The 25,300-nt window shown below is 44.2% G+C and carries 28 protein-coding genes and 2 tRNA genes; 19 read left to right on the top strand and 11 right to left on the bottom strand.

Annotation, left to right across the window (positions count from 1 at the left end; genetic code table 11):
* The first annotated feature begins 224 nt into the window (after nt 1-224).
* Nucleotides 225-1,151, top strand: coding sequence for an aspartate carbamoyltransferase (pyrB, locus tag METHO_RS01395; protein WP_015323727.1), 927 nt, complete (start codon nt 225-227; stop codon nt 1,149-1,151).
* Complete coding sequence (pyrI, locus tag METHO_RS01390) at nt 1,148-1,642, top strand: aspartate carbamoyltransferase regulatory subunit (protein ID WP_015323726.1); 495 nt, start codon at nt 1,148-1,150, stop codon at nt 1,640-1,642. The genes pyrB and pyrI overlap by 4 nt, the downstream gene beginning before the upstream one ends.
* Nucleotides 1,643-1,644: 2 nt before the next feature.
* On the opposite strand, the gene dapB is transcribed toward pyrI, so the two are convergent.
* The 4 genes from dapB to METHO_RS01370 all read right to left on the bottom strand — a co-directional run bounded on the left by dapB (nt 1,645) and on the right by METHO_RS01370 (nt 3,991).
* Nucleotides 1,645-2,436, bottom strand: coding sequence for a 4-hydroxy-tetrahydrodipicolinate reductase (dapB, locus tag METHO_RS01385; protein ID WP_015323725.1), 792 nt, complete (start codon nt 2,434-2,436; stop codon nt 1,645-1,647).
* Nucleotides 2,433-3,308 carry a 4-hydroxy-tetrahydrodipicolinate synthase gene (gene dapA, locus METHO_RS01380; RefSeq protein WP_015323724.1) on the bottom strand — a complete coding sequence of 292 codons (876 nt, stop codon included), beginning with the start codon at nt 3,306-3,308 and terminating at the stop codon, nt 2,433-2,435. Before dapA ends, dapB begins: the two co-directional genes overlap by 4 nt.
* 21 nt (nt 3,309-3,329) lie before the next feature.
* Nucleotides 3,330-3,524, bottom strand: coding sequence for a 30S ribosomal protein S17e (locus tag METHO_RS01375; protein WP_015323723.1), 195 nt, complete (start codon nt 3,522-3,524; stop codon nt 3,330-3,332).
* A 179-nt stretch (nt 3,525-3,703) separates the two neighbouring features.
* A complete protein-coding gene (locus METHO_RS01370; RefSeq protein WP_015323722.1) occupies nt 3,704-3,991 on the bottom strand; it encodes a hypothetical protein in 288 nt (95 codons plus the stop codon).
* Nucleotides 3,992-4,122: 131 nt separating this feature from the next.
* Between METHO_RS01370 and dinB the strand changes: the two genes are divergently transcribed.
* Nucleotides 4,123-5,205, top strand: a complete 1,083-nt coding sequence (dinB, locus tag METHO_RS01365) for a DNA polymerase IV (RefSeq protein WP_015323721.1) — start codon at nt 4,123-4,125, stop codon at nt 5,203-5,205.
* Between the two features lie 28 nt (nt 5,206-5,233).
* Here dinB and METHO_RS01360 read toward each other — a convergent pair whose 3' ends face one another.
* Both METHO_RS01360 and METHO_RS01355 read right to left on the bottom strand, forming a co-directional pair.
* Nucleotides 5,234-5,995, bottom strand: a complete 762-nt coding sequence (locus tag METHO_RS01360; protein ID WP_015323720.1) for a heparan-alpha-glucosaminide N-acetyltransferase — start codon at nt 5,993-5,995, stop codon at nt 5,234-5,236.
* Between the two features lie 21 nt (nt 5,996-6,016).
* A complete protein-coding gene (locus METHO_RS01355; protein ID WP_015323719.1) occupies nt 6,017-6,442 on the bottom strand; it encodes a Zn-ribbon domain-containing protein in 426 nt (141 codons plus the stop codon).
* A 190-nt stretch (nt 6,443-6,632) separates the two neighbouring features.
* On the opposite strand from METHO_RS01355, the gene METHO_RS01350 reads away from it, so the two are divergent.
* From METHO_RS01350 to METHO_RS01340, 3 genes are all read left to right on the top strand, one after another.
* A tRNA-Met gene (locus METHO_RS01350) sits at nt 6,633-6,707 on the top strand.
* A 206-nt stretch (nt 6,708-6,913) separates the two neighbouring features.
* Nucleotides 6,914-7,378 (top strand): universal stress protein, encoded by a 465-nt coding sequence (locus METHO_RS01345; protein ID WP_015323718.1) that lies wholly within the window; start codon nt 6,914-6,916, stop codon nt 7,376-7,378.
* Between the two features lie 329 nt (nt 7,379-7,707).
* Complete coding sequence (locus METHO_RS01340; RefSeq protein WP_015323717.1) at nt 7,708-9,027, top strand: signal recognition particle protein Srp54; 1,320 nt, start codon at nt 7,708-7,710, stop codon at nt 9,025-9,027.
* A gap of 15 nt (nt 9,028-9,042) precedes the next feature.
* Here the strand turns inward: METHO_RS01340 and METHO_RS01335 are convergent, their stop codons facing one another.
* Nucleotides 9,043-9,612 carry a GMP synthase subunit A gene (locus tag METHO_RS01335; protein WP_015323716.1) on the bottom strand — a complete coding sequence of 190 codons (570 nt, stop codon included), beginning with the start codon at nt 9,610-9,612 and terminating at the stop codon, nt 9,043-9,045.
* Between the two features lie 198 nt (nt 9,613-9,810).
* On the opposite strand from METHO_RS01335, the gene METHO_RS01330 reads away from it, so the two are divergent.
* From METHO_RS01330 to METHO_RS01300, 7 genes are all read left to right on the top strand, one after another.
* Entirely contained in the window at nt 9,811-11,178 is a 1,368-nt protein-coding gene (locus METHO_RS01330; protein ID WP_245546340.1) for an ATPase domain-containing protein, read from the top strand.
* Between the two features lie 121 nt (nt 11,179-11,299).
* A complete protein-coding gene (locus METHO_RS01325; protein WP_015323714.1) occupies nt 11,300-12,097 on the top strand; it encodes a 2-amino-3,7-dideoxy-D-threo-hept-6-ulosonate synthase in 798 nt (265 codons plus the stop codon).
* Nucleotides 12,098-12,111: 14 nt separating this feature from the next.
* Complete coding sequence (locus METHO_RS01320) at nt 12,112-13,254, top strand: 3-dehydroquinate synthase II (RefSeq protein ID WP_015323713.1); 1,143 nt, start codon at nt 12,112-12,114, stop codon at nt 13,252-13,254.
* On the top strand, nt 13,251-13,970 hold the full coding sequence (aroD, locus tag METHO_RS01315) for a type I 3-dehydroquinate dehydratase (RefSeq protein ID WP_245546313.1): 720 nt from the start codon (nt 13,251-13,253) through the stop codon (nt 13,968-13,970). Before METHO_RS01320 ends, aroD begins: the two co-directional genes overlap by 4 nt.
* Nucleotides 13,967-14,788 carry a shikimate dehydrogenase gene (gene aroE, locus METHO_RS01310; RefSeq protein ID WP_015323711.1) on the top strand — a complete coding sequence of 274 codons (822 nt, stop codon included), beginning with the start codon at nt 13,967-13,969 and terminating at the stop codon, nt 14,786-14,788. The genes aroD and aroE overlap by 4 nt, the downstream gene beginning before the upstream one ends.
* A gap of 2 nt (nt 14,789-14,790) precedes the next feature.
* The gene (locus METHO_RS01305; protein WP_015323710.1) at nt 14,791-16,092 is read left to right on the top strand and encodes a prephenate dehydrogenase; all 1,302 of its coding nucleotides are present in this window, start codon (nt 14,791-14,793) and stop codon (nt 16,090-16,092) included.
* 95 nt (nt 16,093-16,187) lie between these two features.
* Nucleotides 16,188-16,496 (top strand): hypothetical protein, encoded by a 309-nt coding sequence (locus tag METHO_RS01300; protein WP_015323709.1) that lies wholly within the window; start codon nt 16,188-16,190, stop codon nt 16,494-16,496.
* A gap of 36 nt (nt 16,497-16,532) precedes the next feature.
* On the opposite strand, the gene tpiA is transcribed toward METHO_RS01300, so the two are convergent.
* From tpiA to METHO_RS01285, 3 genes are all read right to left on the bottom strand, one after another.
* Nucleotides 16,533-17,201, bottom strand: a complete 669-nt coding sequence (gene tpiA / locus METHO_RS01295; RefSeq protein WP_048831187.1) for a triose-phosphate isomerase — start codon at nt 17,199-17,201, stop codon at nt 16,533-16,535.
* 39 nt (nt 17,202-17,240) lie between these two features.
* Complete coding sequence (locus METHO_RS01290; RefSeq protein WP_015323707.1) at nt 17,241-18,437, bottom strand: bifunctional 5,6,7,8-tetrahydromethanopterin hydro-lyase/3-hexulose-6-phosphate synthase; 1,197 nt, start codon at nt 18,435-18,437, stop codon at nt 17,241-17,243.
* A gap of 322 nt (nt 18,438-18,759) precedes the next feature.
* Nucleotides 18,760-19,386 (bottom strand): endonuclease III domain-containing protein, encoded by a 627-nt coding sequence (locus METHO_RS01285; RefSeq protein WP_015323706.1) that lies wholly within the window; start codon nt 19,384-19,386, stop codon nt 18,760-18,762.
* A gap of 178 nt (nt 19,387-19,564) precedes the next feature.
* On the opposite strand from METHO_RS01285, the gene METHO_RS01280 reads away from it, so the two are divergent.
* From METHO_RS01280 to METHO_RS01275, 3 genes are all read left to right on the top strand, one after another.
* The gene (locus METHO_RS01280) at nt 19,565-20,014 is read left to right on the top strand and encodes a YqaA family protein (RefSeq protein ID WP_245546312.1); all 450 of its coding nucleotides are present in this window, start codon (nt 19,565-19,567) and stop codon (nt 20,012-20,014) included.
* 91 nt (nt 20,015-20,105) lie between these two features.
* Entirely contained in the window at nt 20,106-20,252 is a 147-nt protein-coding gene (locus METHO_RS13500; RefSeq protein ID WP_015323704.1) for a hypothetical protein, read from the top strand.
* Nucleotides 20,253-20,348: 96 nt separating this feature from the next.
* Nucleotides 20,349-20,422: transfer RNA gene (locus METHO_RS01275), tRNA-Val, on the top strand.
* Nucleotides 20,423-20,565: 143 nt separating this feature from the next.
* On the opposite strand, the gene METHO_RS01270 is transcribed toward METHO_RS01275, so the two are convergent.
* Complete coding sequence (locus METHO_RS01270; protein WP_156810992.1) at nt 20,566-21,387, bottom strand: FG-GAP repeat domain-containing protein; 822 nt, start codon at nt 21,385-21,387, stop codon at nt 20,566-20,568.
* Nucleotides 21,388-21,685: 298 nt separating this feature from the next.
* On the opposite strand from METHO_RS01270, the gene METHO_RS01265 reads away from it, so the two are divergent.
* From METHO_RS01265 to glyS, 3 genes are all read left to right on the top strand, one after another.
* Nucleotides 21,686-22,207 (top strand): deoxyuridine 5'-triphosphate nucleotidohydrolase, encoded by a 522-nt coding sequence (locus tag METHO_RS01265; protein WP_015323702.1) that lies wholly within the window; start codon nt 21,686-21,688, stop codon nt 22,205-22,207.
* 52 nt (nt 22,208-22,259) lie between these two features.
* On the top strand, nt 22,260-23,051 hold the full coding sequence (locus METHO_RS01260; protein WP_015323701.1) for a 2-amino-3,7-dideoxy-D-threo-hept-6-ulosonate synthase: 792 nt from the start codon (nt 22,260-22,262) through the stop codon (nt 23,049-23,051).
* A 422-nt stretch (nt 23,052-23,473) separates the two neighbouring features.
* Nucleotides 23,474-25,228: a glycine--tRNA ligase gene (gene glyS, locus METHO_RS01255; protein WP_015323700.1), complete on the top strand. Its 1,755-nt coding sequence runs from the start codon at nt 23,474-23,476 to the stop codon at nt 25,226-25,228.
* The last annotated feature ends 72 nt before the right edge of the window (nt 25,229-25,300 follow it).

The raw sequence follows: 25,300 nt of genomic DNA, 5'->3' as shown, positions 1-25,300 counted from the left end.
AATCACCTTCTGAATATAATTTGTTATAATTAAACAGACCTTAATACCTATAAACTTAATCGAGGGATATGATATAGAATGTGAGCAAACGCAACATGGGAAGGAGTGTTTTGGAAAATGAGGACAGGATAACAGATAAAGAAAGAAAGTAAATGAACAACTACCAGATTCACCAATGAAGAGACCGGGAAATATTATATTCCATGCTGCACTTTTTACGATAAATGTACTTCAAAGACCTGCACATCTTATCGATGAAAGATTTCTCAAAAGAGATGATCGACCATATACTTGAGACAGCGGAGAAACTTGAACCGATAGCTGTCAGGAAAGAACGCTCTGGCATGCTTGCTGGTAAGGTGCTTGGAGTACTGTTCTTTGAACCTAGTACCAGAACACGCATGTCTTTTGAGACCGCAATGATAAGGCTGGGAGGAGAAGTACTCAGCATGGGATCCGTGGATGCAAGTTCCATATCCAAGGGAGAGACACTTGCTGACACCATTCGTGTAGTGCAGAGCTATGCAGATGCCATCATATTGCGACATCCAAAGGAAGGTGCGGCACGCATGGCCTCAGAGTTTTCTCAGGTTCCTGTGATCAACGCTGGAGATGGGGCAGGACATCATCCTACTCAGACATTACTTGACCTTTACACCATCAAGCGTGAGAGCAAACTTGAAGGTGTGAAGATAGCACTGGCAGGAGATATGAAATATGGAAGGACCGTGCATTCTCTGTGCTATGCACTTGCTCATTACGGAGCTGATATAACTCTTGTTTCACCGGATGAACTACGCATGCCCTATGAGATAATAAAAGATCTGGAAGCCAGGGGTGTGAATGTGAGACAAGCAGATTCCATCGATGAGGCTATAACTGAGGTGGATGTGTTATATGTAACACGAATACAGAAAGAAAGGTTCCCCGATCCTGCGGAATACCTTCGCGTGGCGAGCAGCCTGCAGATCACACCTGAACTTCTCGAGAATGCTAAAAGCCATCTGAAGATCATGCATCCTCTGCCCAGAGTAAATGAGATAGACCCGCTTGTAGATAGTACTTCACATGCCTGTTATTTCAAGCAGGCTTTTTACGGAGTGCCCATAAGGATGGCACTTCTGGCTCTTGTAATGGGAGGGATGGAATGAACTCAGAGCATATGGACTTTGAACTGGAACCCGGACTCAGGGTCCGCCCAATCGAAAATGGTACAGTAATCGATCATATAAATGCGGGGCAAGCCCTTAATGTCCTGCATATACTCAAACTGCCTAGCCAATTTAAAAGTGTGGTGAGTGTCCTCATTAATTCTCCCAGCAAGTATGGGAAGAAAGACGTAGTAAAGATCGAGAACAGAGAACTGAAAGTTAAAGAACTAGATAAGATATCACTGATAGCTCCCAATGCGACTATCAATATAATAAGGGATTTTAAAGTCCTCAAAAAGAACAGAGTAGAAATCCCGGAATATGTGGAGGGAGTGGTCCAATGTATTAACCCTAACTGCATATCAAATAGTTCTGAACCTATCACATCTAAATTCCACGTATATGAGGAAGACAATACAATTAACCTGCGCTGCGCCTACTGTGAGCGTATAATATCAGAAGACATAGCTGACCACCTATTAAGAGAATAGACTTACAAGCCAAGAATATCTTCCATGGTATACATACCAGGACCGGCATTGCATATCCACGCGGCAGCCTTTACAGCACCTGAAGCAAATGCCTGTCTGGAATGTGCCTGATGTTTGACCTCGATACGTTCACCATCTCCTGCGAATAGTACCGTATGGTCACCTACAATGTCCCCGCCACGCACCGCATGAATTCCGATTTCCTTTTTACGTGGTGCAATACCCTGGCGGCCAAACACATATTCCTTGCCACCCAGTACAGCACTGATAACATCTGCAGCCTTCATAGCAGTGCCACTTGGAGCATCTTTCTTTTTGTTGTGATGTGCTTCGATGATCTCAATGTCAAAATCTGCCAAGTATTTAGAGGATTCTGCGAGTATCTTGAAAAACACATTTACACCTACTGAGAAGTTAGGCGAAATAATGCCTGCTACACCGTGTTTAGAAACAGCTGACTCTATGATCTGTTTTTGATCGCTGGAAAAACCGGTTGTTCCGATGACCAAATTCACACCTGCAGAAGCTGCCCTTGGAGCGTTGACAACAGTTGCATCGGCTATAGTAAAATCGATAAGTACATCAGTAGATGACTCCTTAAGGACATTTTCCATATCCTTTACATCGGATATGGGAACTCCAAGATTACCTACCTGTGCAGTTTCTCCGGCATCCTTACCAATGTTCACCAGATCGAATGCCGCTGAGAGTTCCACTCCATCAGAAGCAATAATGTTGGAAATTATGAGCTTACCCATCCTTCCTGATGCTCCTGTGACTGCTGCCCTTATCATGATATACACCCCAGACCCCTCATTACATCTTCAAGGATCGTTTCATGCTCTCTGCTTAAAGGAGCAAGAGGAAGTCTTAGTCTGCCATTTGCCAGACCCAGCATGTCCATAGCTTTCTTTACAGGAATAGGATTCGTTTCTGAGAAAAGGGCACGTGTGAGAGGTGCAAGCTCATAATGAAGTGCCTGAGCCTTTTTGAGATCATTGTTTTTAACTGCGTTCACAAGCTCCGTCATTTTTTCAGGAACGACATTGGCAACCACTGAGATAACACCCACTGCTCCCATACACATAAGGGGCAATGTAAGGCCATCCTCACCTGAAATGACCATAAAGTCCTCATCCACTGTATTTTCAATAATGCGGGAAACCTTCACAGGATTTCCGCTTGCTTCCTTTATACCAACAATGTTCTCGATCCTGGAAAGCTCAGTAATAACTTCCAGAGGCATGTCCTGCCCTGTGCGCGAGGGTACATTGTACAGGATAACAGGGATATCCGCAGACCTGGCAATGCTGGAAAAGTGTGCAATGAGGCCGGCATTGTTGGGCTTATTGTAATACGGAGATATGATCAGCACTGCATTTGCACCTGCATCGTATGCATGCCTTGTAAGCTCCACTGCTTCAGTGGTGTTGTTAGAACCAGTACCAGCGATAACAGTGGTGTTGGCACAGTCTACGGTAAGATCGATGAGCTCCATGTGCTCCTGAGTGGACATGGTCGCGGACTCACCAGTAGTCCCGCAAGCCACCATTCCTGCAACACCTCCTTTTTCCACATACTCGACAATGTTCCTGAAAGACGCGACATCTATCCTGTTATCGGCATTGAAAGGTGTAATAAGAGCAGGAAATACTCCTTCGAACATGGTACCACTTCGACCGGATCTTTATTCCATGCGTACGTGTGTCATCTTGCGTGTGACATAGCCGGCCACACGGTTCCTTATGACCTTGCTTTCAATGGTGGTATACTTTGAAACAAGTTGCTTGTTCGCGTCAAAGTCCTTTGTAAAAACGTCACCGTAAGACTCAATAAGGCGAAATGAAATTGTCTTGATGTTGTTCTGTCTTATATTTCCCATGTATGTCTCTCCATTTATGATGAATATATTATTGTTATTTTAATAGGATTTCTCCAAAGTGGAATTTGTACCGCTTATAACTACTCATGCATTTATAACTTTTGGAATGAAAGATACATCTAACAAAATCCTACATTCCACAAAAGTGGTGTACCGGACAAAAGTGCAAATTCACAACATCATATATCGGTCTTTCCAAGCAGTCTGTCAAGAGTATTCGCCTGCCTGAAAACTACTTCCCTTTGGCCCTTGCGGTTTACATAAAGACCGATGAACACTATCAACAGACCTAATTCAGGGTTTAATACTGTTAGGACCACACCTACAAGCATTACAAAAGAGGCGATGATACCTTTCAAGGCACCCTTTCTGTACGAGATGATCCCCGTACGCCTGAAGATCCTTATATCCCTCAATGTGAGGAACAATACAACAAAATAAGCCATAATAGCAATATATACGTACATTGGGATCCCTTTCTGTAATAGTAAGCAGATGATGTTATTTCAATACACCGGAAAGAAGCACATTCCAATAAATTACTTTCACTCCGCATGGATCACTAACTATAATCCCTTAATTATATATGAGATTCTAAATGAGTATAGAGCGAATACGTATAACACTGCACATTGACATGGACAGTTTTTATTCTTCAGTGGAGACAAGAGAAGCCCCGGAACTGAGGGGCAGAGCAGTCATAGTGGGCTCCGACCCTAAAAATGGTATTGGAAGAGGCGTAGTAAGTACCTGCTCCTATGAAGCCCGCAAATATGGCATACATTCGGGAATGCCCATATCCAAAGCTTATAAACTATGTCCCGGTGGAGTATACCTTCCGGTCAATATGGAACTGTATAAATGCACATCTACCCGGATAATGGAAATAGTCAGAGATTTCTCTTTAAGATTTCAGCAAGTCAGTGTGGATGAAGCATATATGGAACTTGGCAAGGACATCACAGAATACGACAAAGCCATTGATGTAGCAAAGACCATCAAGGAAAAGATACTGCACATGGAAGGGCTTACATGTTCCGTGGGAATAGCACCAAATAAAGTGATAGCCAAGATCGCATCTGATTTCAATAAGCCCGATGGCCTTACTGTTGTAAGACCAGAGGAAGTGAGGCAATTCCTGGACCCATTACCCATATCTAAAATACCCGGAATTGGAAAAAAAACTGCACCGCTGTTGCATGAAATGGGGCTTGAAACGGTCGGAGAGCTCGCAAAATACGATGTGCAAATACTCATAGCACGTTTTGGGAAATTAGGACTCACGATGCATGGGATGGCTAATGGCATCGATGAAAGAGAGATAGAGGAAAGAGAGGGAATAAAATCCATAAGTAAAGAAGATACCTTCGATGAGGATATAGCTGACCCTGACACCATCAAAAAAGTATTCTACGCTCTGTCCGGGAAAGTACATGCATCCCTTTTGAAAAAGAGATACCGTTTTCGTACCATCACTATCAGAGTGAGATATGAGAACTTCAGTACATATACGCGCTCCAGGACTTTAAGCTGTGCCAGCACAGACCTCTACATTATGAGAAGAGAAGCCATGTACCTAATGAAAGAGTTTATAGGGACCGGCAGGTTCAGATTGCTGGGAGTTGGAGTTTCAAATCTTGAGAAGATAGATGAAAGGCAAACTTTGATCACAGATTTCTGAGAAGCTTTTTCATAGCGCAGTTATAAAGCTACTGGATCCCTATGGAGTTTACATCAATAACTCCAAAAAAGTACAGAACAAACACAAGCAATGGCTGATGTATGAGATATATTGACAGTGATTTTCTCCCCATGAACTCAAGAGCAGATATCAGTGGATTGAGAGAGAGATCAAAAAGTTCATATTTACGGCGATAACCAGAATACAGAGTATTGCCTGTGAATATCCCAAACATAGTGACACCGAACCAGGGCAACAGCGGAAAATAGTCGAGGGTCTGAAAACCTACAGGAGTCAGACCAAGCCATAACAACCATGGAAAATTAACTGCAAAGTCCTCCACTGACCTGCCCAGAAAAAGAACCATGAAACCTCCTATAAGGTTAGGAAGCCGGTATCCAAGTAAAGGGTATGACAATATGATCGCTAAGCCAATGAAATGCAAAATACCGAAAACTATCACTTTATCCGGGAAAAAGAGCCAGCTGCCCAGGGTGAACACCATACCCCAGAGAAAGATGTGAAAACCCCTCTTAAGGTATTTTTTGAAACTGATTTGCGAACCTGACACTTTCCCCCTGGAATAGCTCAAGGTAAGAGAAACACCTACAAGAAAGACAAAAAGAATAGCTGCACTTCTGCCGATATAGAACACTGGCCCTGACAACAGGTCTATTTGTAATATATTAAAGAACATAAGGTCATAAAGGAAATGGAATAACACCATGAGGAGGATGGCGACCCCCCTTAGTGCATCTATTTCCCAGAACCGGTTGTAAACGCTGCGCATTGCACGCCTCCCCGGAAATGGTCACCTCTTCTTTTCTTTTCTCTCTGCCTTGAAAACAGAAGGCAGGTGAAGGGCATATGTGCCGTCTTCTTTTATAGCCATGATTATTTCCTTACGATGCAACAGGGAAGCCAGATTAAGTTCGTACGATCCGGGACCAAGTATACGAACAGACTCCACCCTGTCACCATCCTCCTCTGTAACACTACGTTCCTCTTTTTCTATACCGATGATCTCGTCTATCTCTTTTATCAGCTTCTCTGCCGGAGTCTCTTGACCGTGGGTTTCGTCAAGGACCTCATGAGCGGCTTTTTCAGAGACTTGATGCTCTTCTTCAGGACCTTTGACGTAGAGGAACTTATTCCATCCACATGAAGGACAGCCACTAAGGATTACTGCTGCCCCATCAACGAATATACCTCCACATCTGGTGCACTTATGTGACATATTTCACCGTTTTTTAATTAGCGCAGGGATATATTAAAACCCTTCCTACAATTATAACAATGCCCACATTATCATACATGAATTACAAATATTCATTTTTGCATAGTCACTTTCCAGTCTATCGTAACATTTATCTAGAATGATACCGTTGAAGGGGAGTACATCAGTAATTAAAACAAATAAAACATGAAGCGGGGTAGGGTAGCCAGGAGATCCCGACGGGCTCATAACCCGTAGACCAATGGTTCGAATCCATTCCCCGCTACTAATTTTGTATTAACTGTATTTGTTAAACTGTGTTTTTTTATTCTGATTTAATTTCGAGCACTAACTATCCTTATTGATAATTACTCCGCAAATATTTGTAAGAAGGAAAATGAGTTCCATAGAACCTTTATTAAACTTATCCAAAAGCTTTATGACATTAGGAGCTTACTCTTTTTATAATAGATAAAAAGGGGAATTAATATTATGCAGAGTGAAATGTACAAAAAGATAGTTATTGCAACTGATGGCTCAGAAAATGCTAAGAATGCAGCATTATCTGCCATAGAGATCGCGAGGATTGCAGGAGCGAAAATATATGCACTAAACGCCTTGCCGGATATACCTCACCTGTCATATTTTGGTGTGCCTATAGAGCCTTCTAAAGGAGTGTCTCCTGTAGAGAAAGATTTTGAAATAAATCTGGAAACTGATGGGAAAAAAGCACTTGATGTAGTAGTGGAGATGGGAAAAAAGGCAGGAGTGGAAGTTGAGGCCGTGATGGTCAAAGGACATCCGGGTTCTGCGATAATCAACTTTGCAGAGAAGAACGATATTGACCTGATAGTAATGGGTACTCTGGGAAGATCTGGCATCGACAGGGTATTGGTAGGAAGCGTGGCTGTGGATGTTGCAAGGCATGCAAAGACACGGGTAATGATAGTTAAGTGAAAAGGCATTATTCTCCAGATGGATGAAAAACGGTATTTTCTTTTTTTTATGGATTTCCCATACTCTTGCACTAGCTTTTTGGCATCAAAATTCTAGCAAAAGAAACATGGAACAATGGCATGTCTGATGCTATAGAACGGCCCACATTTTTAACCCCCGTATTTGTGGTCTATCAAATAGTCAGAAGGTAGAAGGCAATATACTTACCACTCCCGGTATGTGCCTTGAGAAAGAAAACTGTGCTGACGTAAGTACAGATTTCCTGCAATATAATTAAATAAAGGCAACCCTTTAATAATGAAAAAGAACTGAAACAGGGCGATCCTTAAATGGTAATGGAAAAACTCGGAGGCTCCTTACAGGATGCACTTAAGAAACTCGTCAAGTCCGGCAGGATAGACGAACACACGGTCAATGAAGTTGTAAAGGACATCCAGAGAGCAATGCTACAGGCTGACGTTAATGTTAAGCTTGTCATGACGATGTCTAACCACATCAAGGAACGTGCTATGAAGGAAGATGTGCCCTCGGGAATGAACCCCCGGGAGCATGTTATAAGGATCGTCTATCAGGAACTTATTAATATCATCGGCAAGGGTACCGACATTCCTCTGAAACCCCAGAAGATCATGATGATAGGTCTTCAGGGTAGTGGTAAGACAACCACCACATCAAAACTTGCAAGGTATTTCCAACGTAAGGGTCTAAGACCTGCAGTGATATGTGCAGATACGTTCAGGCCCGGTGCATACCAGCAGTTGAAGACGCTGTGTGGCAAGCTCAATGTCACGTTTTACGGAGAAGAAGGCAATCCTGATGCAGTGGGGATCGTAGAAAGAGGCCTTAAGGAAGTAGAAAAATATGATGTTATCATAATAGACACTGCCGGACGTCACTCTCTTGAAAAAGACCTCATCGAGGAAATGGAACAGATCCATGCCATTGCACATCCGGACTACAAACTGCTTGTACTTGATGGCGCTATCGGCCAGCAGGCAAGCGAACAGGCAAGAGCATTCAACGATTCTATAGGTATCTCAGGAGTTGTCATCTCTAAGCTGGATGGTACTGCAAAGGGTGGCGGAGCCATATCTGCAGTATCTGAAACTAACTCATCCATAGCGTTCATCGGTGTTGGAGAAACACCCGAAGACCTGGAAAAGTTCGAATCTGACAGGTTCATATCCAAATTGCTTGGAATGGGAGACATACAGGGACTCATAGAGAAAGCCCAGGAAAATCTAAAGGAAGAGGAACTTGACATGGAAGCCATGATGAGAGGGCGCTTCACTCTCAAAGACATGTACAAGCAACTGGAAACCCTCAACAAAATGGGCCCAATGAAACAGATCATGCAGATGCTGCCTCTGGGAGGTATGGGTGTAAAGGTACCTGAGGAAGCATACCAGGTAACAGGAGAGAAACTTACAAAGTACCGTGTGGTCATGGACTCCATGACTGAGGAAGAAATGCTTAATCCACGCCTTATAGGAAGTGCCAGAATTAAGCGAATCTCCATGGGATCAGGATGCGGCCCTGATGATGTAAGGGAATTGTTGAAGTACTACAAGACGATGCAGAATACCATGAAAGGTTTGCGTGGCGGGAAATTCAACATGCAGAAAATGATGAAGAAATTCGGCATGTAAAACCAAAGTTATGGGTTAATAATCCTCACATACCTGAAAAAAATTTAAGAAAAGGTCCTTGCCTTTTTCTGTGTGGGCAACTTCAGGGTGCCACTGAACCCCATAAAGTGGCCTTTGTTCATGTTTCATAGCTTCTATTTCACAAATTCCGGACCTTGCCAGCTGAATAAAACCTTCAGGTAAAGATTTTACTTCATCCGCGTGTGATGCCCATACAGATGTCGTGGGAGCCATTCCTTGAAGGATATTATCTTCTTCAAGGACCTCTACTTCAACCTCGGCATATCCCCCATATTTACCCGGGCCGATCTCTCCTCTAAATGTTTTGGCCATTACCTGATGCCCAAGACATATTCCAAGAATAGGAAGATCGATCTCCCTTATGTACTGCGCACAATTGCCTGCCCTTTCCAAAGTCGGACCGCCACTGAGTACCAGTCCGTCCGGTCCTTTTGAAAGGATGTCTTCTACGGAAGAAGTATTGGAGATTATGGTCGTATCCATATCCAGGTCCCGGATAGTACGGTGAATGAGATGACAAAATTGACCATAGTTATTGATAACAAGAATATTCATTGTTTTCATGATAGAGACCCACCCGGGTATTTATCGCAAGTATGGCGAATCAATATAAATACATATGCTCTTTTTAATATGCTCTTTTAGAACACCACAAAAAAGTGAAGCTTACTATGCCTAAATGCGTATAAATAAATACTTATAGGAAATAAATAATATATTGTAAATAAATTTAAATCTCACGAGGATGTTGTTTTGGAAATCGTGTCTACCGGAATAGAGGGATTGGACGAGGTCCTTGGTGGAGGGGTCCTTAGTCCCTCGACCACATTCATTGCAGGAACACCTGGTACAGGAAGAACGACCCTTGGAATGCAGAGCCTATGCGCTGCAGCAAAAAAAGGAGAGAAGGTGCTGTACGTAGCAATTTCTCCTAAACCCGAATCTTTGATACGACAGATACTTTCAAGGTTCAGTTTCTTCGAAGAGAGTATTATCATTCGCACATTTAATGTCAGCAGTGTGGAAAGAGACCCGCTCACCATGCTTGTCGAACTGGGGAATATCGTAAGTTCACTTAAACCTGACAGGATACTAATAGATCCTGTCACACCTATTGGATTCGGATTCCCGGAAGCTGAAAGGCGAAGATTTATATATTCTCTTAACGCTGCTCTCAACGAATGGGATGCAGTGGTATACTTTACAGGAACTCTGGAATCAGGAGCTGTAAAGAGCAATGTGATCAGTGACATAGTGGATAATATAATATACCTCTCGCAAAATTTTGACACACATATTACCAGGCGATATATCGAATTAATGAAAGTAAGTGGTATGTCTTCGATACAAGGAGAGCATACATTTGAGATCGGAACTGATGGCATATCCGTTTATCCTAAAGATATTGCGCAAGCCGACCATTCTATACCTGCTTCTAAAGAACGTATTTCTACAGGCATATCCAAGCTTGATGGAATGCTGGGGGGCGGCTTATTCAAAGGTTCCTCCAATCTTATTGCAGGATCTACAGGTACCGGTAAAACCGTAATTGGACTCCAATTTGTAATAGAAGGGGCAAAAAAAGGAGAAACGGGGCTCATCATTAATTTTGAAGAAACTCCAGAAGAACTATACCTACATGCTTCTAATTTTGGATGGGACCTGAAGGGAATGGAAGAAAAAGGTAAAGTAAAGATAATCCACACATTACCTTCCTCGCTTGACCCTAACAAACATATGATGCAATTAAAGAAAACTATCATACAAACCGGGGCACAGAGAATATTCCTGGATGCGGTGAATGGTTTTGATTATGCTCTTATGGACCCGATAGTAAGAAAAGAGCATATAGCTGCTCTCACAAGAATGTTTAGGAACCTGGGTATTACATCACTTCTTACCTGCCTTAACCCGGAAGGTAAAGAATGCTCGAATACGTGCGATATACCAATAGTAACAGTTGCAGATAGCGTCATGATCTTGCAACAGCGCCTTACATCTTCCGGTTTGCGAAAGTCCATATCCATAATCAAGATGAGAAGCAGCGACCATGTGAAAAGTCCTGCGATATATGAAATAACCTCAGATGGTGTTGTGATAGAGGACATTACTTTAGAGGACAAAATTTGACAGTAACCCTTTTCTGACATGCAAGGACTTGAAATCTACTGACGCTCTTAAATAACTTTATATACCTTAACCATGTTACTATGTAACATACTAGCACGGTATTAACATGGAGATCATAAAGATGTCAGAAATAGGAAAAAGTATACGTATCGAAAGGATAATGGACAGGAACAGCAGGAATATGGTAATCATACCAATGGATCACGGCATATCCGATGGCCCCATTAAAGGCGTTATAAATATTGCAGATTCCATCAATAAAGTAGCAGATGGGGGAGCAAATGCGGTACTCATGCAAAAAGGTATGATAAAGCACGGACACCGCGGATATGGCCATGATGTCGGCTTAATAGTCCATATAAGCGCATCCACATCCCTCGGACCGGACCCTAACAACAAAGTACAGGTCTGCAGTGTGGAAGAGGTAATGAAGATGGGAGCTGATGCTGTATCCATACATGTGAACGTGGGTTCTGAAACTGAGGCTGACCAGCTACAGAAATTTGGGAAGGTAGCCGAAGACTGCAATAACTGGGGCATACCATTACTTGCCATGATGTATCCACGGGGCAAAAAGGTGACAAACCCACATGATCCTGTGATGGTTGCCCATGCTGCAAGAGTGGGGGCAGAACTTGGAGCAGATGTTGTCAAGACAGTGTATACCGGAGATATAGATTCATTTAAGGATGTTGTAGAAGGATGCCCGGTCCCAGTTGTAATTGCAGGAGGGCCGAAGACAGAGACTGACGAAGAGTTCCTGGAAATGATAAGAGGTGCCATTGATGCAGGCAGCAGAGGAGTTGCCATTGGCAGGAATGTTTTCCAGCACAAGGAACCCACAAAAATTACAAGAGCAATAACAGAGATAGTGCATAAGCACCGTACTGTAGAAGAAGCTCTTGAGATACTTAAGTGAAACAACGTGAGAACATGAACAGGAAAAGCGTATGGATAAAAGCCGATGAAGGCAGGTGGGATGACAGGAAAGGAAGAATTACCACTGGACTGGAATCGGGTGTAGATTACGTACTGGTAGATGCCAATGATGTTGAGAAGGTAAGAGAACTGGGAGATATAAAGGTTGCAGCTTTTGCCCATGATGAAAAATCTGCTGCAGACATCATTGTAGTAGGAAAAGGAAGCGAAGGGGACGGAGCAAAACCACTACCACCTGATTTCAGTGGCTCTTTTGATATAATAACGGCCACCCGCCTGAAAGGCAAAGGCCTGAAGGTAGCCGGGTACGTAGTCATCCGCAATAAACAATATGAAGAGTTCGCAGCAGAAATGGCTGGAGCCTGCGACTATATCATCACCGTAGGCACTGACTGGAAGGTTATTCCTCTGGAAAACCTCATTGCAGGACTGCATGACAAAGATGTACAGATCATTTCCGGGGTCAGGACCTCCGAAGAAGCGAAGCTTTCCCTTGAGACCATGGAACATGGATCCGATGGAGTGTTATTGGATACTGACGACCCAAGTGAAATAAAGAAAACTGTGGGAATGGCAGAAAGGGCTGGTGTTGAGTCCCTTGAACTTGGAGCTGCTACAATCACAAAAGTGGAACAGGTGGGCATGGGTGACCGCGTATGTGTGGACACTTGCAACCTTATGACAAGCGGGGAAGGTATGCTTGTAGGCTCACAATCCTGCGGACTTTTTCTTGTGAATTCGGAAGCTGATGACAGCCCATATGTTGCATCACGGCCATTTAGAGTAAATGCCGGAGCGGTACATGCTTATGTACTGGTGGGAGAGAAGACGAAATACCTGTGTGAACTGGAAGCAGGTGATGAAGTAGCTATAGTTAATGCGGCCGGAGAGCAAAGAAAAGGTATCGTGGGCAGAGTAAAAATAGAGAGAAGGCCCCTTATGCTCATAGAGGCCGACCTTAACGGAAAGACTGTCAAGACCATCGTGCAGAACGCAGAGACCATCAAACTGGTGAGTAAAGGCGGAAAGCCCATAGCTGTCACCGACCTGAAAGCCGGGGACGAGGTTCTGGTTAAATTTGAGGAAATAGGCCGGCATTTCGGAATGAAGGTAGAGGAAACGATCATCGAGAAATGATCAGAGGACATATGGTAAAGATAGGTGGCTTGGACCTGTCAGAAGGGCCGGGGGTTGTGGCTGTGATAAGCCGCTTTCCCGTGGAACAGGCAAAAGCAGCGCTCTTGCAGGGTGCAGACATGCTGGAGATCCGGCTGGACCTGCTTGGTATAAAAGATACTAAGTCTGCACTGAAAATGATTGCAGAAGTAAAAGCTGCAGTAAACATTCCATGTATTGCAACCAATAGATTACCGAATGATGGTGGCAAATGGGAAGGAACTGAAGAAAAAAGAATACAACTTCTTCTTGATATTTTGCCTGTGGTGGATGCGGTGGACGTGGAACTTGCTGCGGTGGCCGATCTGCGGGAAAAGCTCATATCCACTGCACACGAGCTTGGCAAGACAGCTATTGTCTCGCACCATGATTTTAATGGAACTCCTCCTATGGAAAAGATCAGGAATATGCTGGAAATGGCATGGCAAAGCGGAGGAGATATAGCCAAGTTTGCTGCGAAGGCCAATTCGACTGCTGACACCATGAACCTGCTGCGGGTAACTCATGCAGCTACAAGGCCCGTATGCCTGATATCCATGGGCGATATTGGAAAACATACACGAGTAATAGCACCATTCTATGGGTCAGTGCTTACTTATGGCTCAATTGATGAGGCTGTGGCACCGGGGCAGCTGAACATAGCAGAACTGAAGAGAACGATGAGATTGTTGTTATGAAGAAAATATTTGCTGTCTTCGGCGACCCCATTGAGCATTCACTATCCCCTGTGATGCACAATGCAGCATTCAAAGCTAAGGGAATGGACTGTACCTACCACGCCTTCAGGGTCAGCAGGGAAAAACTTAAAGATGCTATCAAAGGAGCACATGCTATGGGATTCGGGGGATTGAATCTTACTGTGCCCCTGAAGGAAGAGGCTCTGAAGATAGTGGAACCAGATCTCCTTGCAGCAGTCATGGGAGCTGTCAATACCGTGGACCTCAAAGACGGCATAAGGGGATACAATACGGATGGGATAGGAGCAGAAAGGGCTCTTGTAGATGCAGGCGTGAAAATTGAGGGAGCAAAGGTGCTGATAGTCGGTGCAGGAGGAGCTGCCAGGGGAATCAGTTTCCAGCTTGCAAGTGACGGAGCAGATGTGACCATTGCCAACCGTACGCCTGAAAGAGCTATGCGGCTAGCAGAGGATGTTGCAGTTGCAGGCAACGTAAAAGGATGCGGGCTTGAGCAGCTGGACGATCTTATAGCCAGCGCTGACGTGCTGATCAACTGCACCACCTTAGGAATGCACCCGCAGGTGGAAACTACCATCGCGACAGCGGAGCAGATGCATGCAGGCCTCGTGGTCTTTGATATTGTGTACAATCCACTGAAGACTAAACTGCTTATGGAGGCGGAAAAGGCCGGATCAAAGACAGTTTCCGGTGTTATGATGCTGGTGTACCAGGGTGCAGAAGCTTTCAGAATATGGACAGGCGTGGAGCCTCCTGTGGAAGTGATGAAAGAAGCTGTGATGGGAGCACTGAGAACTTGAAAATGCTCATAGTAGGTGGTACCGGTGAAATGGGACAATGGTTCTCCACCTTCTTCAAAAACAGAGGTTTTGATGTCAGTATCTGGGGCAAGAGCGGAAATACAGAGATAGCCGAAAGGCTGGATGTTAGGTTCGCTCATGATCTGCATTCGGAAGTGACCGAGAGTGACGTAGTAATTATTTCGGTGCCTATTGACATCACAGAGCAGGTCATTGCAGAGGTTGCACCCCTGATGAGAGCAGGCACCCTGCTCATGGACCTCACTTCCCTGAAAACCGGACCCACCCGTGCTATGCAGAAATACGCTCCTGCTGATGTGGAGATCCTGGGAACTCATCCCATGTTCGGACCTACCATACCAAACCTGCACGGGCAGAGGTTCATCCTGACACCCATAGTTGACAGGTGCCAGAAATGGTTCCCTGTTATCAGAGAGATGCTAGAGGAAAGCGGGGCTCACGTAGTGATCGTCGGTCCTGAGGAACATGACAGATTCGTTTCTGTAGTTCAGGGCCTTACTCATTTTGCATACATAACCATAGGTACAACACTGGACAGGCTTGATTTCAATGTGAAAGAATCAAGGAGATTTATGAGCCCTGTGTATGACATAATGCTGGATTTCGTTGGCAGGATACTGGGCCAGAACCCGTACCTCTATGCGATGATACAGATGGAGAACCCGGAAGTGATTCGAGTTCATGATGCCTTCCTTCAGGAATGTCACAGCACTTCGGAAATGGTGAGGGAGCATGACCTGGAAGGTTTCATCACAAAGATGAAGGATGCAGCCATGCATTTCGGAGATGTGTCACCTGCCCTCAGACGTTCTGACAAGCTGATCAATTACAAGATATCCGAATATGAACACCTTTTGACATCTGTTGGAAAAGAGTGCGGTCTGTTGCATGTGTACTCGGGAAAGATACATGTTGGTAAACTCCGGAAGGTCACGCCCACAGAGATTCTGCTTGCAGAAGGAACAAAAATAGCATCCCTGAAAATAGAGAACATACAACTGCTTTCACCTCAGGAGCTGAATGAGTGGAAGAGAAAAAATCTCATACATCACAGAAGGGACATATCTGTTATAGTTCCTGAGAATGCTGATCCTGAAATCATACTGGACGTGCTATCAGGCAATGAGAACATAGTCGAGTCTGAGATCATTGACACATACCTCATTCATGAGAAAAAGAGTGTTACCTACCGTATCAGTATATTAGCAGATCAGGAGCCAAAAAAAGTGCAGACAGATGTAGAAAGGATCCTGTGTGGTATCGGATGCCAGTTAAGAGTATGACCACAAAGCTGCCTGATCATGGCATTGTCATATTCACAAGGCTTACTGTTATATGCAGGAGAGTTCAATCACCATAGGAAGTATCCGGTGAAAATATGAAAACAAATGGTTTTGTTGACAAAATGCAAATGGCCCCTGACCAGCGCCTGCGATTCCAGAAAGGTGGCTTGTTCTTCTTATCTGCCTTTGGAATATATCTTGGACTGCAGGGCCTCTATCTTATACTTGTAGCAAGGAACCTGCTTGCAGGTATTCCCTTGTTCCTGGCGGCAATTATGATAGCTCCACCGCCTGTTGGCATCTCTGAGATGTTGCGCAACAGTTTTGGGATCAACATACCCATGCACAAGCGCATAGGCATAGCTATTATAATGCTGTTCATTAGCTGGTTTTTCCTGCCCTGACAATAAAAATAAGGCAAAAATAAAATAAAAATAACATCAGATCTTGCTTACAAGATCTTCAAGAGCTGCCTTTGGGCTTGCGGCTTTCACTATGCCTGAAGCCAGCAGCACACCCACTGAACCAAGTTCAAGGGCTGCTGCAAGGTCCTCACCTTTGGAAATGCCAGCTCCGCAGAGCACTTTTACTGCAGGGTTCACCTTCAGGATAGCTTCCACGGAACCTGTGACAACTGCTGGATCTGCCTTGGATACCGGGATACCTGAACCGATGAGCTCCGGGGGTTCCACAGCAACGTAATCCGGAGACAGGGCAGCTGCGGCAGCGGATGTGGGCACGTTGTTCGTGCAGACAATTGTGGCAAGACCTGATTTCTTTGCGGCCTGCACGGAAGCATCGATCTCAGCAAGCGTGAGCCGTCTTTCGGAGTGGTTAATGAGAGTGCCGACTGCTCCGGCATCCTTAATACATCTAGAGAAGGCATGGCCTGTAAAGCTGCCTGCACCTACGCTGTCAAGGTGCTGTGAATATACAGGTATGTCCACCTGGGAAGCCACCCTATAGATGTCGCAGAACTGCGGAGCAACTGCAATGTCAATGCCCGAATCGTCTGCAACATCCTTACATGCCTGTGCGATCCTTACTGAGTTCTCACCCGTGCCTTCAAGATATGTCTTCAGATTCAACACTATCAAAATTGAGCTGATTTTAACCCCTCCTGAAAAAGGCGTGTGCAATGCACACGCTCAGAAATCTGTCATGACCCTGAACTGGTCGATCTCTGATTTGTTAATGCCTTCTATGAATTTCTCTGCTACCTGCCTTACATCCTTGGCGTTGGTGATGGCACGGCCTACCACAAGGATATCGGCTCCTGCTTCCAGAGCTACTGGCATGGTGTCTATGCGTATACCGCCTGCCACTGCCACCAGTACCTTGTGAGATTCGGTAGAGAAAGCCTTAATATCTGCAATGTTACCCCATGCGTGTTCCGTTTCCTCTATATCGATACCACGATGCAGTTCCACAACATCGGGTAGTGATCCAATTTTCTTGAGCTCGTTGAGCACTGCTACCGGATCAGAACAGTTGAGGGTGTCCATTACAGCATATATACCTGTCTTGTGCGCCTCTTCAATGGCTTTCTGGAGAGTGGACACTGGTGCAAGGGCTGAGATCACAATGGCATCTGCTGTTGCATCTGCGACCATGCGGGCTTCGAGGTTGCCTGTATCCAGAGTCTTGAGGTCTGCTACTATGAATGCGTCAGGTCTGACCTCACGCAGCTGGGAAATGACATCCACGCCGTACCGTTTTATGAGCGGTGTGCCGGCTTCCAGTATCACGTGATCGCTCTTGGGTATCTGGGCGACGATACTGCGGATGGCTGCGATGTTGGGGTTGTCAAGAGCAACCTGCAGGTATGGAGCATCCCACAGTCTTGTGACCTTGAATCCCATGATACCATGAGCAGCCCTGTCCTTCTCTTTCATAACGGTCTCCACACTTGGAAAGCCTTCCATTGCCCTCTTAAGAGCCAGCTTGGTGGCACCATAGTTGTACCTGTAGATCCTGTTGTAGTCCTTTGCCTCAGGGTGTATGAACACGCTGGCTATAACCACAAGGTCTTCCACGTCCTTTTTGTCGATGACGCCTTCTTCAACGGAATCTGCAACAGCCTTTGCCACGGCTGCCTGGGCAGGACCGAATATCTGGGCTGCCTGTCCCATGTTCTTTACAGTAACTTTAGGGACAATGAGCGTAGAAGGTTTGGCTGGTAGATTGGGACGGATAACTGACAAAAGAGGGGTGTGTCCGACGGACAGCTGGGTAAGTCCGTTTGCAAAGGCAAGTCCTACAGGACCATTCTTATCACCAATGATAAGATCTACGTGTGCGAGTTCTGGTTCCTCGCCTATGAGCGCTTCTCCGACTAGTAACATACTTCACCTACAAAATTGCATCAATAAAGACTATATATACTCTTCATATGCGACTTTATATAAATCAGTGATGGAAACTGACGCATTTTATATTATGTTTGCGATGGGGTAAGTCGGGAAAAGTATTGCTTTTAATATATTAATTACAGAAAAGAGAGATAAAACGTAAAGGAGAAAGGACGCGAAGATGCAGAGATAAATTCTACTTTGTGCCTTAGCGTCTCTGCGTCCTTGCGTTGATCAGATATTTCATATACTCATCTTTCAAGGGTGTCCAGGAAAGTTAAAAGATATTGGCAGAATTCACCAGTAGCATTTGGTTTCATTTTATAACCCGCATCATTCTGGACGGACACAGGTCTTCCAGCACACAAATATCACATTTCGGAGAAATCGGCCGGCATACATCCTGGCCGAACCTCACCAGCAGTTCATTGACGTACTGCCACAGTTCTCTGGGAACCACGCGTTCAAGTTCAACCTCTGTTTCCTCAGGAGCGTTTGTTGTAACCAAACAAAGCCGATTGGAGATCCTGTGCACATGAGTATCCACTGCAATAGCATCCTTTCGAAAGGCGTACGTGAGCACGCAGTTAGCGGTTTTTCTACCCACTCCCGGCAGTTTAAGAAGATCATTGATATTATCCGGCACTTTACCCTCATATTCCTGAAGCAGTATCCTCGATATCTCTATGATACGCCCGGACTTGACCCTATAGAACCCCACATCTTTTATCAGTTTTTCGAGGTCCTCAGGATCAGCTGCTGCCATAGCCGCCGGGGAACCATAAACCCTGAACAGTTTCTCTGTGGTGGGAATGGTAACATCATCCCTAGTGCGCTGTGACAGCACTGTGGAGATCAGCACATAGAAAGGATCATCGATCCGATCGAAAAAACCCGGAGTATATATGTTCCTCAAACGCGATATAATTTCAGAAGCAAGCATGGGAACAGATTGCACCTATGCTGACTTAAGCCTTTTTGAACATTATCAACTGTAAACTTAACTTGAGATGGATATGAGAACTGGTATTCTTTACACTTACATCCATTAATATTTGTGTGCCCTGTGAGAATTGCAGAGATGCGCCTGATTTTTATGCTAAATGGTCCAATTGGATGCAATGACCGGAGTTCTAGATCTTGCTGTTTACGGATATGCAGGCCTTTTCGTGGCAAGTTTTCTGGCTTCCACAGTATTGCCATTCGGCTCCGAAGCGCTGCTTTTGTTACTTATAAATAAAGGATTTGATCCCGTATTGGCGGTCATGGTCGCATCCGTGGGTAACTATTGCGGTGCATGCACCACATATTACATCGGCCTGGTTGGGCGCAAAGACCTTATTGAAAAATACCTGTCGATCCCGCAGCAGCGTCTGAAAAATGCCGAGAAATGGTTCACTAAGTATGGTGTGTATTCCCTGCTCTTCACCTGGGTGCCGTTAATAGGCGATGCCATCACAGCTATGGGTGGCATTATGAAGTTTGATTTTAAGACCTTCTCTGTTTTTGTGTTCTTTGGAAAGCTTCTAAGATATATTGCAGTTGCCTACATGGCTCTTGGACTGTCCTGAAACTGCATTTGAGTAGGCATTACGTATAAGTATATTGATAAAGTACGTATAGTTAATCGGCTTTTATATATTAATAAAAGAATGTAGACTGATGACAGACCAAAGAGAGCAACAGATCAGAAAACACTCACTTATGATCCCTGTAGCTGTGGCTACCTGCACATTGATAGCTGTAGGTGTGTATGCAGTGATACCCAATAACCTGGTACTTTTCACGATAATAGCCGGGCCATACTGACAGGATTTTTCACCTACAGATACGTGCCCATAAAATGTGATCTAACGTTGCAGCGATAGGCTTATAGAGAAGGAATACTATTCTATCCTGCTCAAAGGGCCTGTGGTCTAGCTGGTCATGACGTCGCCTTCACACGGCGGAGGTCGGGAGTTCGAACCTCCCCGGGCCCACTTAAAGATTCTGAGTTTCCTGATGCTGATTTTTGTAAGAGCTTGAGCTGTTTTTCTAAGGACTCAACTCTTGATTCAAGCGCTTTATTTTTAAAAAAGGATTTAACAGAAGGAAGATATTTTTATAAAAATCTTAATAGGAATTAAGCTCCTATTAATGTCGAACCTCTCCACTTCTGTACTTCAATACTATATTGTTCAGCACTATTATAGACAATGGTACCATCTGGATTACATACACCAATTTCTGTAATGCCATCAGAATCTACATCACCTATGATCGGCTGAGAACCGGGTTTGCCAAATACAAATGGATTTTGCCCTTCCAATGCAAATGCACTGGTTTGTGGATCATAGACACCAACCTCATCGTTGGGGTTAGAATCCCAGTTACCTACGATCGGTATGACACCTGGCCAGCCAAGACCTATGACCCGGAAATTGTTACCCTGAGGTACAAGGAAATTATTACCCGGGCGGTTATAGATACCTACTTCATCAGCGCCATCACCATTCCAGTCACCTACCACAGGCTCAACACCTGACCAACCAAAACCCACAATACGAACACATGTGGTTATATCGAATGCCCATGTTCCTTTATTGTCATAAACTCCAACGTCTTCATTCCCGTCACCGTCAAAATCTCCAACAACAGGCGTTACACCTGACCAGCCAAGACCAATGACCTCGTATGAACTATCTGGATAACGAATTAAAAAATTATTACCTGCACGGTTATAAACCCCTACTTCTTTAGATCCATCGCCATCCCAGTCACCAACAATTGGTTCAGCACCTGACCAGCCGAAACCGATAACTTCAGCTCCGGCTGACGAACCAACTGTTTCAACTACCCAAGTTCCGACTTGTGAGTTATCGTATATTGCAATAAAACTTGCACATGCAAGATTTGTAAATAATAACACCATCAGCGTTGTTATTAAAACAACTTTAATTTTCAAATCTATCGCCCCCACATTTTGTTACCTCGTTATCATTGTTTTCACACACTATCTCTTAAAAACATCATAAAGTGTATTAGATGCGTTTTAAAAGCTTGAGCTTATTATTGTGAAATAAATAGTAAGACTTTAATTAAGTACTATTTAAATTCTGTGAAACAAATGTAGCACCTGCAAAGGTCAGCGGTGAACTGACCTTATTGCAGGCATCCTGCCTCATGTCCGTACATTATAATAGAGCACTTCCATATTCAAGTTAAATCGGTATTCTAATAACCTAATACACTAATTGTGCTTCATGACCCTTCTATCCAGGAAAGAACTAAGAGAGAGAATACTTGCAAAACCACTGCTATTGCCACTAATGGAGAACATGATAGATATGGAGATGCAGCTCCAGCCCAATAGTGTGGAGATGACATTACAACGTGTTGAAGTAATGGAAGGGGCAGGAGCCATTGATTTCGATAATTCCGGCAGGAAAATCCCCTTGAGCAAACCTCTGGAATTCGATGATGATGGCTGGATTTTTCTTCCGCCCGGAACTTACAAAGTGGTATTCAATGAGATCTTGAACATACCCAATGACCTGGCTGCTATAGCAAGACCACGGTCTACAATGCTCAGATGTGGAGTGAATATAGGTACTGCGGTATGGGACTCCGGCTACAGAGGAAGAAGTGAATCCATGCTAGTGGTGCAAAACCCAGAAGGTTTCAACCTGCGCAAGAATGCACGTATCATACAACTGCTGTTCTATAAACTGCATGCAGAAGTGGAAGAAGGATATAAAGGCCAATACCAGCATGAGAACATCTGAGCACATAATTGCGACGTAAAGAATATGTATGTTCAATCAGTTATAGCAATTTATGAGCGAGATTGGTAAATCCGTAAGGATGGAAAGGATCTTCAACCGTAACACCGGGAAGACTATAATCATACCCTTGGACCATGGTGTGGGTGCAGGACCGATCAAAGGCATTATAGACCTCCCTACCACTGTGAACAAAGTTGCGGAAGGTGGAGCTAATGCAGTACTTGGGCATATGGGACTACCCAGATATGGACACAGAGGTTACGGAAGAGATGTAGGACTTATAATTCACCTTTCTGCCTCTACATCCCTTGGACCTGACCCGAACCATAAAGTATTGGTAACCACTGTAGAAGAAGCAATAAAGATTGGTGCAGATGCTGTTTCAGTGCATATAAACGTAGGTGCGGACGATGAAGCCCAGATGCTGAAGGATCTTGGTTTTGTGGCGAAAGCATGCGATGAATGGGGAATACCGCTCATTGCCATGATGTATCCAAGAGGACCAAAAGTCACTTCTGAACATGATGTAAAGTTCGTGAAGCATGCTGCACGTATAGGAGCTGAACTGGGTGCCGATATTGTCAAGACTAATTATACTGGAGATATAGAAACATTCAAAGAAGTGGTGGAAGGATGTCCTGTACCTGTTGTCATAGCTGGAGGGCCTCAAATGGACACAGAGAGACAGTTGCTTCAAATGATATATGATTCCCTGCAGGCAGGAGGCAGTGGAGTTGCCATTGGAAGAAATGTATTCCAGTCAGAAGATCCTGTAAAACTTGTATCCCATATATCCAAAATTGTTCATGAAGGCATGACAGTAGAGGAAGTACTGGGAGAATAAAAACAATTTCACTTTTACTTTTTTACAATATATTGATAACGTTGAGTTAATACTCTTTTCCAGTGGAAACTAGGGGGTCTTATGCATAGATGCACAGTATAAAGATTCTGAATATGTATTTGATGGAGTAGACAATTTGAAAAGGAGTATAATAAGAGGAGTAAAGCAAGGCCATCGATTTTTAAAAGACTCATTGAAATGATTGGTGGTGGTACGATATGAAAATGCTTCTTTCGGCCTTGCTTAGTTCTTTGTATATATGGTCACGCATATAAGCATTATGGCATTTTATTTACATTTTATGAACACATTTGAAGAAGGGAAGCAATCCTGAAAACCTCGATAATGTTAAATCCAATGGGAATATCGATGTTCTATCATAGAATAACATTCATATTAATAAATCATTTTCGAGGATCATTATGGATAGATACGAACAGGTTATAGAACTGGCTAAACGCCGTGGATTCCTGTGGAACTCCTTCGAGCTATACGGAGGAACTGCCGGATTCTATGATTATGGACCTCTGGGAAGCACCTTAAAACGTAGGATAGAACATATCTGGCGTGAACTATACGTCATCCAGGAAGGGTTCATGGAGATCGAGTGTCCTACCGTAGGAATTGAAGAGATCTTTGTAGCATCGGGTCATGTTGGAGGTTTTTCAGACCCCCTTTGCGAGTGCAAGCAATGTGGAGAAGCGTTCAGAGCAGACCATCTGATAAAGCACATAGTTGAAGAAGCAGATGGCCTCACAGATGAAGAACTGGACAGAACCATCGCACAGAACAATGTTAAATGTCCTGAATGCGGAGGAGATCTGGGGAATGCCTATGACTTCAACCTCATGTTTAAGACCCAGATAGGCCCTGGAAATGGCAGGAAGGGTTATCTCAGACCTGAAACTGCTCAGGGGATGTTTGTAGATTTCATGAGACTTGCAAGATATTACCGTGATAAACTTCCCTTCGGTGCAACCCAGATAGGAAAATCATATCGTAACGAAATATCACCAAGACAGGGAGTTATAAGACTGCGGGAGTTCACGCAGGCTGAAGCTGAGATATTTATCGACCCAAGGACAAAGACCCATCCCAACATACAAAGATTTGAAAATACGGTCCTTAACCTATATTCTGATGCCTCTCAGGACAAAGGCGAATCTGAGATCATGACCGTAAGGGAAGCTGTAGACAAGGGCAGCATTGCACATGAGTTCCTAGCCTATCAAGTGGCACTGGTCAACTATTTCCTGCAGCGTGTTGGCATCGCCCCGGACAAATTGAGATTCAGACAACACAGGAAAGATGAGATGGCTCACTATGCCATCGACTGCTGGGATGCAGAAATACTTACAGAAAGGTTTGGCTGGGTGGAAGTAGTAGGCATTGCTGACAGGACTGATTACGATCTTTCAGCCCATGCGAACATGAGTAAAACGGAGCTTTCTGTCTACATTGAGTATGAACAGCCGCGCATGATGGAAAAGTTCGTGGTCAAACCAAATATGGGAAAAATGGGACCTATGTTCAAAGGCAAGGCAAAGGTTGTTGCTGAAGCCCTTAAAGCCCTTGCACAGGAAGCACTCGAAAAAGAAGAGATAAAAGTCTTAGTGGACGGAGAAGAAATCACAATACCCAGAGACATGGTTGAGTTCGCTCAAGAAACTATCAAGGTCAGCGGAGAGAATATAGTTCCACATGTGATAGAGCCTTCATTTGGTATTGACAGGATACTTTATTCAGTGATGGAACATGCTTATGATGAAGAAATAGTCCCTGCCAAAGATACTACAGATGATACCGAAGATGAGGCAAGGATCGTTATGAGGTTCATGAAAGAAATAGCTCCTATAAAAGTGGCAGTGCTACCTTTAATGACAAAGGAGGAACTCATAGAACCTGCAAAGCAGATCGCTGCCAGACTCAGAGACAAAGGTATTCTGGTCGCATATGACGATTCCGGGACCATTGGTCGCCGCTATAGGCGTAATGATGAGATAGGAACCCCCTATTGTGTCACTATCGACTATGACACACTGGAAGATAATACAGTGACAATAAGGGACAGAGATAGCATGCAGCAGGTCAGAGCTTCGGTTGATACGATCGACGATGTGCTTTACGAGATGATCTACAGAGAAAGAAAGTTAGAAACTGCAGGAAAGCCTTTGTAATACTTTCACTGTGCTTGCACATGTTTAAAAATATAGGGGGCGTATAGTGTTACACTCAACAAAAAGAATGTG

Source organism: Methanomethylovorans hollandica DSM 15978, from assembly GCF_000328665.1.
Taxonomy (GTDB): domain Archaea; phylum Halobacteriota; class Methanosarcinia; order Methanosarcinales; family Methanosarcinaceae; genus Methanomethylovorans; species Methanomethylovorans hollandica.
This window is presented reverse-complemented; position numbering and strand designations above follow the sequence as displayed.

What these genes read in the sequence shown, in the direction of transcription:
- METHO_RS01335 (WP_015323716.1), bottom strand. Translation starts at nt 9,612, where the DNA reads ATGAAAACAATGAATATTCTTGTTATCAATAACTATGGTCAATTTTGT.
- METHO_RS01260 (WP_015323701.1), top strand. Translation starts at nt 22,260, where the DNA reads ATGAGCGAGATTGGTAAATCCGTAAGGATGGAAAGGATCTTCAACCGT.
- METHO_RS01285 (WP_015323706.1), bottom strand. Translation starts at nt 19,386, where the DNA reads ATGCTTGCTTCTGAAATTATATCGCGTTTGAGGAACATATATACTCCG.
- pyrI (WP_015323726.1), top strand. Translation starts at nt 1,148, where the DNA reads ATGAACTCAGAGCATATGGACTTTGAACTGGAACCCGGACTCAGGGTC.
- METHO_RS01355 (WP_015323719.1), bottom strand. Translation starts at nt 6,442, where the DNA reads ATGTCACATAAGTGCACCAGATGTGGAGGTATATTCGTTGATGGGGCA.
- dapA (WP_015323724.1), bottom strand. Translation starts at nt 3,308, where the DNA reads ATGTTCGAAGGAGTATTTCCTGCTCTTATTACACCTTTCAATGCCGAT.
- METHO_RS01305 (WP_015323710.1), top strand. Translation starts at nt 14,791, where the DNA reads ATGCTCATAGTAGGTGGTACCGGTGAAATGGGACAATGGTTCTCCACC.
- METHO_RS01320 (WP_015323713.1), top strand. Translation starts at nt 12,112, where the DNA reads ATGAACAGGAAAAGCGTATGGATAAAAGCCGATGAAGGCAGGTGGGAT.
- glyS (WP_015323700.1), top strand. Translation starts at nt 23,474, where the DNA reads ATGGATAGATACGAACAGGTTATAGAACTGGCTAAACGCCGTGGATTC.
- METHO_RS01300 (WP_015323709.1), top strand. Translation starts at nt 16,188, where the DNA reads ATGAAAACAAATGGTTTTGTTGACAAAATGCAAATGGCCCCTGACCAG.
- METHO_RS01290 (WP_015323707.1), bottom strand. Translation starts at nt 18,437, where the DNA reads ATGTTACTAGTCGGAGAAGCGCTCATAGGCGAGGAACCAGAACTCGCA.
- METHO_RS01280 (WP_245546312.1), top strand. Translation starts at nt 19,565, where the DNA reads ATGACCGGAGTTCTAGATCTTGCTGTTTACGGATATGCAGGCCTTTTC.
- aroE (WP_015323711.1), top strand. Translation starts at nt 13,967, where the DNA reads ATGAAGAAAATATTTGCTGTCTTCGGCGACCCCATTGAGCATTCACTA.
- METHO_RS01340 (WP_015323717.1), top strand. Translation starts at nt 7,708, where the DNA reads ATGGTAATGGAAAAACTCGGAGGCTCCTTACAGGATGCACTTAAGAAA.
- METHO_RS13500 (WP_015323704.1), top strand. Translation starts at nt 20,106, where the DNA reads ATGACAGACCAAAGAGAGCAACAGATCAGAAAACACTCACTTATGATC.
- METHO_RS01360 (WP_015323720.1), bottom strand. Translation starts at nt 5,995, where the DNA reads ATGCGCAGCGTTTACAACCGGTTCTGGGAAATAGATGCACTAAGGGGG.
- dapB (WP_015323725.1), bottom strand. Translation starts at nt 2,436, where the DNA reads ATGATAAGGGCAGCAGTCACAGGAGCATCAGGAAGGATGGGTAAGCTC.
- METHO_RS01370 (WP_015323722.1), bottom strand. Translation starts at nt 3,991, where the DNA reads ATGTACGTATATATTGCTATTATGGCTTATTTTGTTGTATTGTTCCTC.
- METHO_RS01265 (WP_015323702.1), top strand. Translation starts at nt 21,686, where the DNA reads ATGACCCTTCTATCCAGGAAAGAACTAAGAGAGAGAATACTTGCAAAA.
- pyrB (WP_015323727.1), top strand. Translation starts at nt 225, where the DNA reads ATGTACTTCAAAGACCTGCACATCTTATCGATGAAAGATTTCTCAAAA.
- METHO_RS01375 (WP_015323723.1), bottom strand. Translation starts at nt 3,524, where the DNA reads ATGGGAAATATAAGACAGAACAACATCAAGACAATTTCATTTCGCCTT.
- dinB (WP_015323721.1), top strand. Translation starts at nt 4,123, where the DNA reads ATGAGTATAGAGCGAATACGTATAACACTGCACATTGACATGGACAGT.
- METHO_RS01325 (WP_015323714.1), top strand. Translation starts at nt 11,300, where the DNA reads ATGTCAGAAATAGGAAAAAGTATACGTATCGAAAGGATAATGGACAGG.
- aroD (WP_245546313.1), top strand. Translation starts at nt 13,251, where the DNA reads ATGATCAGAGGACATATGGTAAAGATAGGTGGCTTGGACCTGTCAGAA.
- METHO_RS01345 (WP_015323718.1), top strand. Translation starts at nt 6,914, where the DNA reads ATGCAGAGTGAAATGTACAAAAAGATAGTTATTGCAACTGATGGCTCA.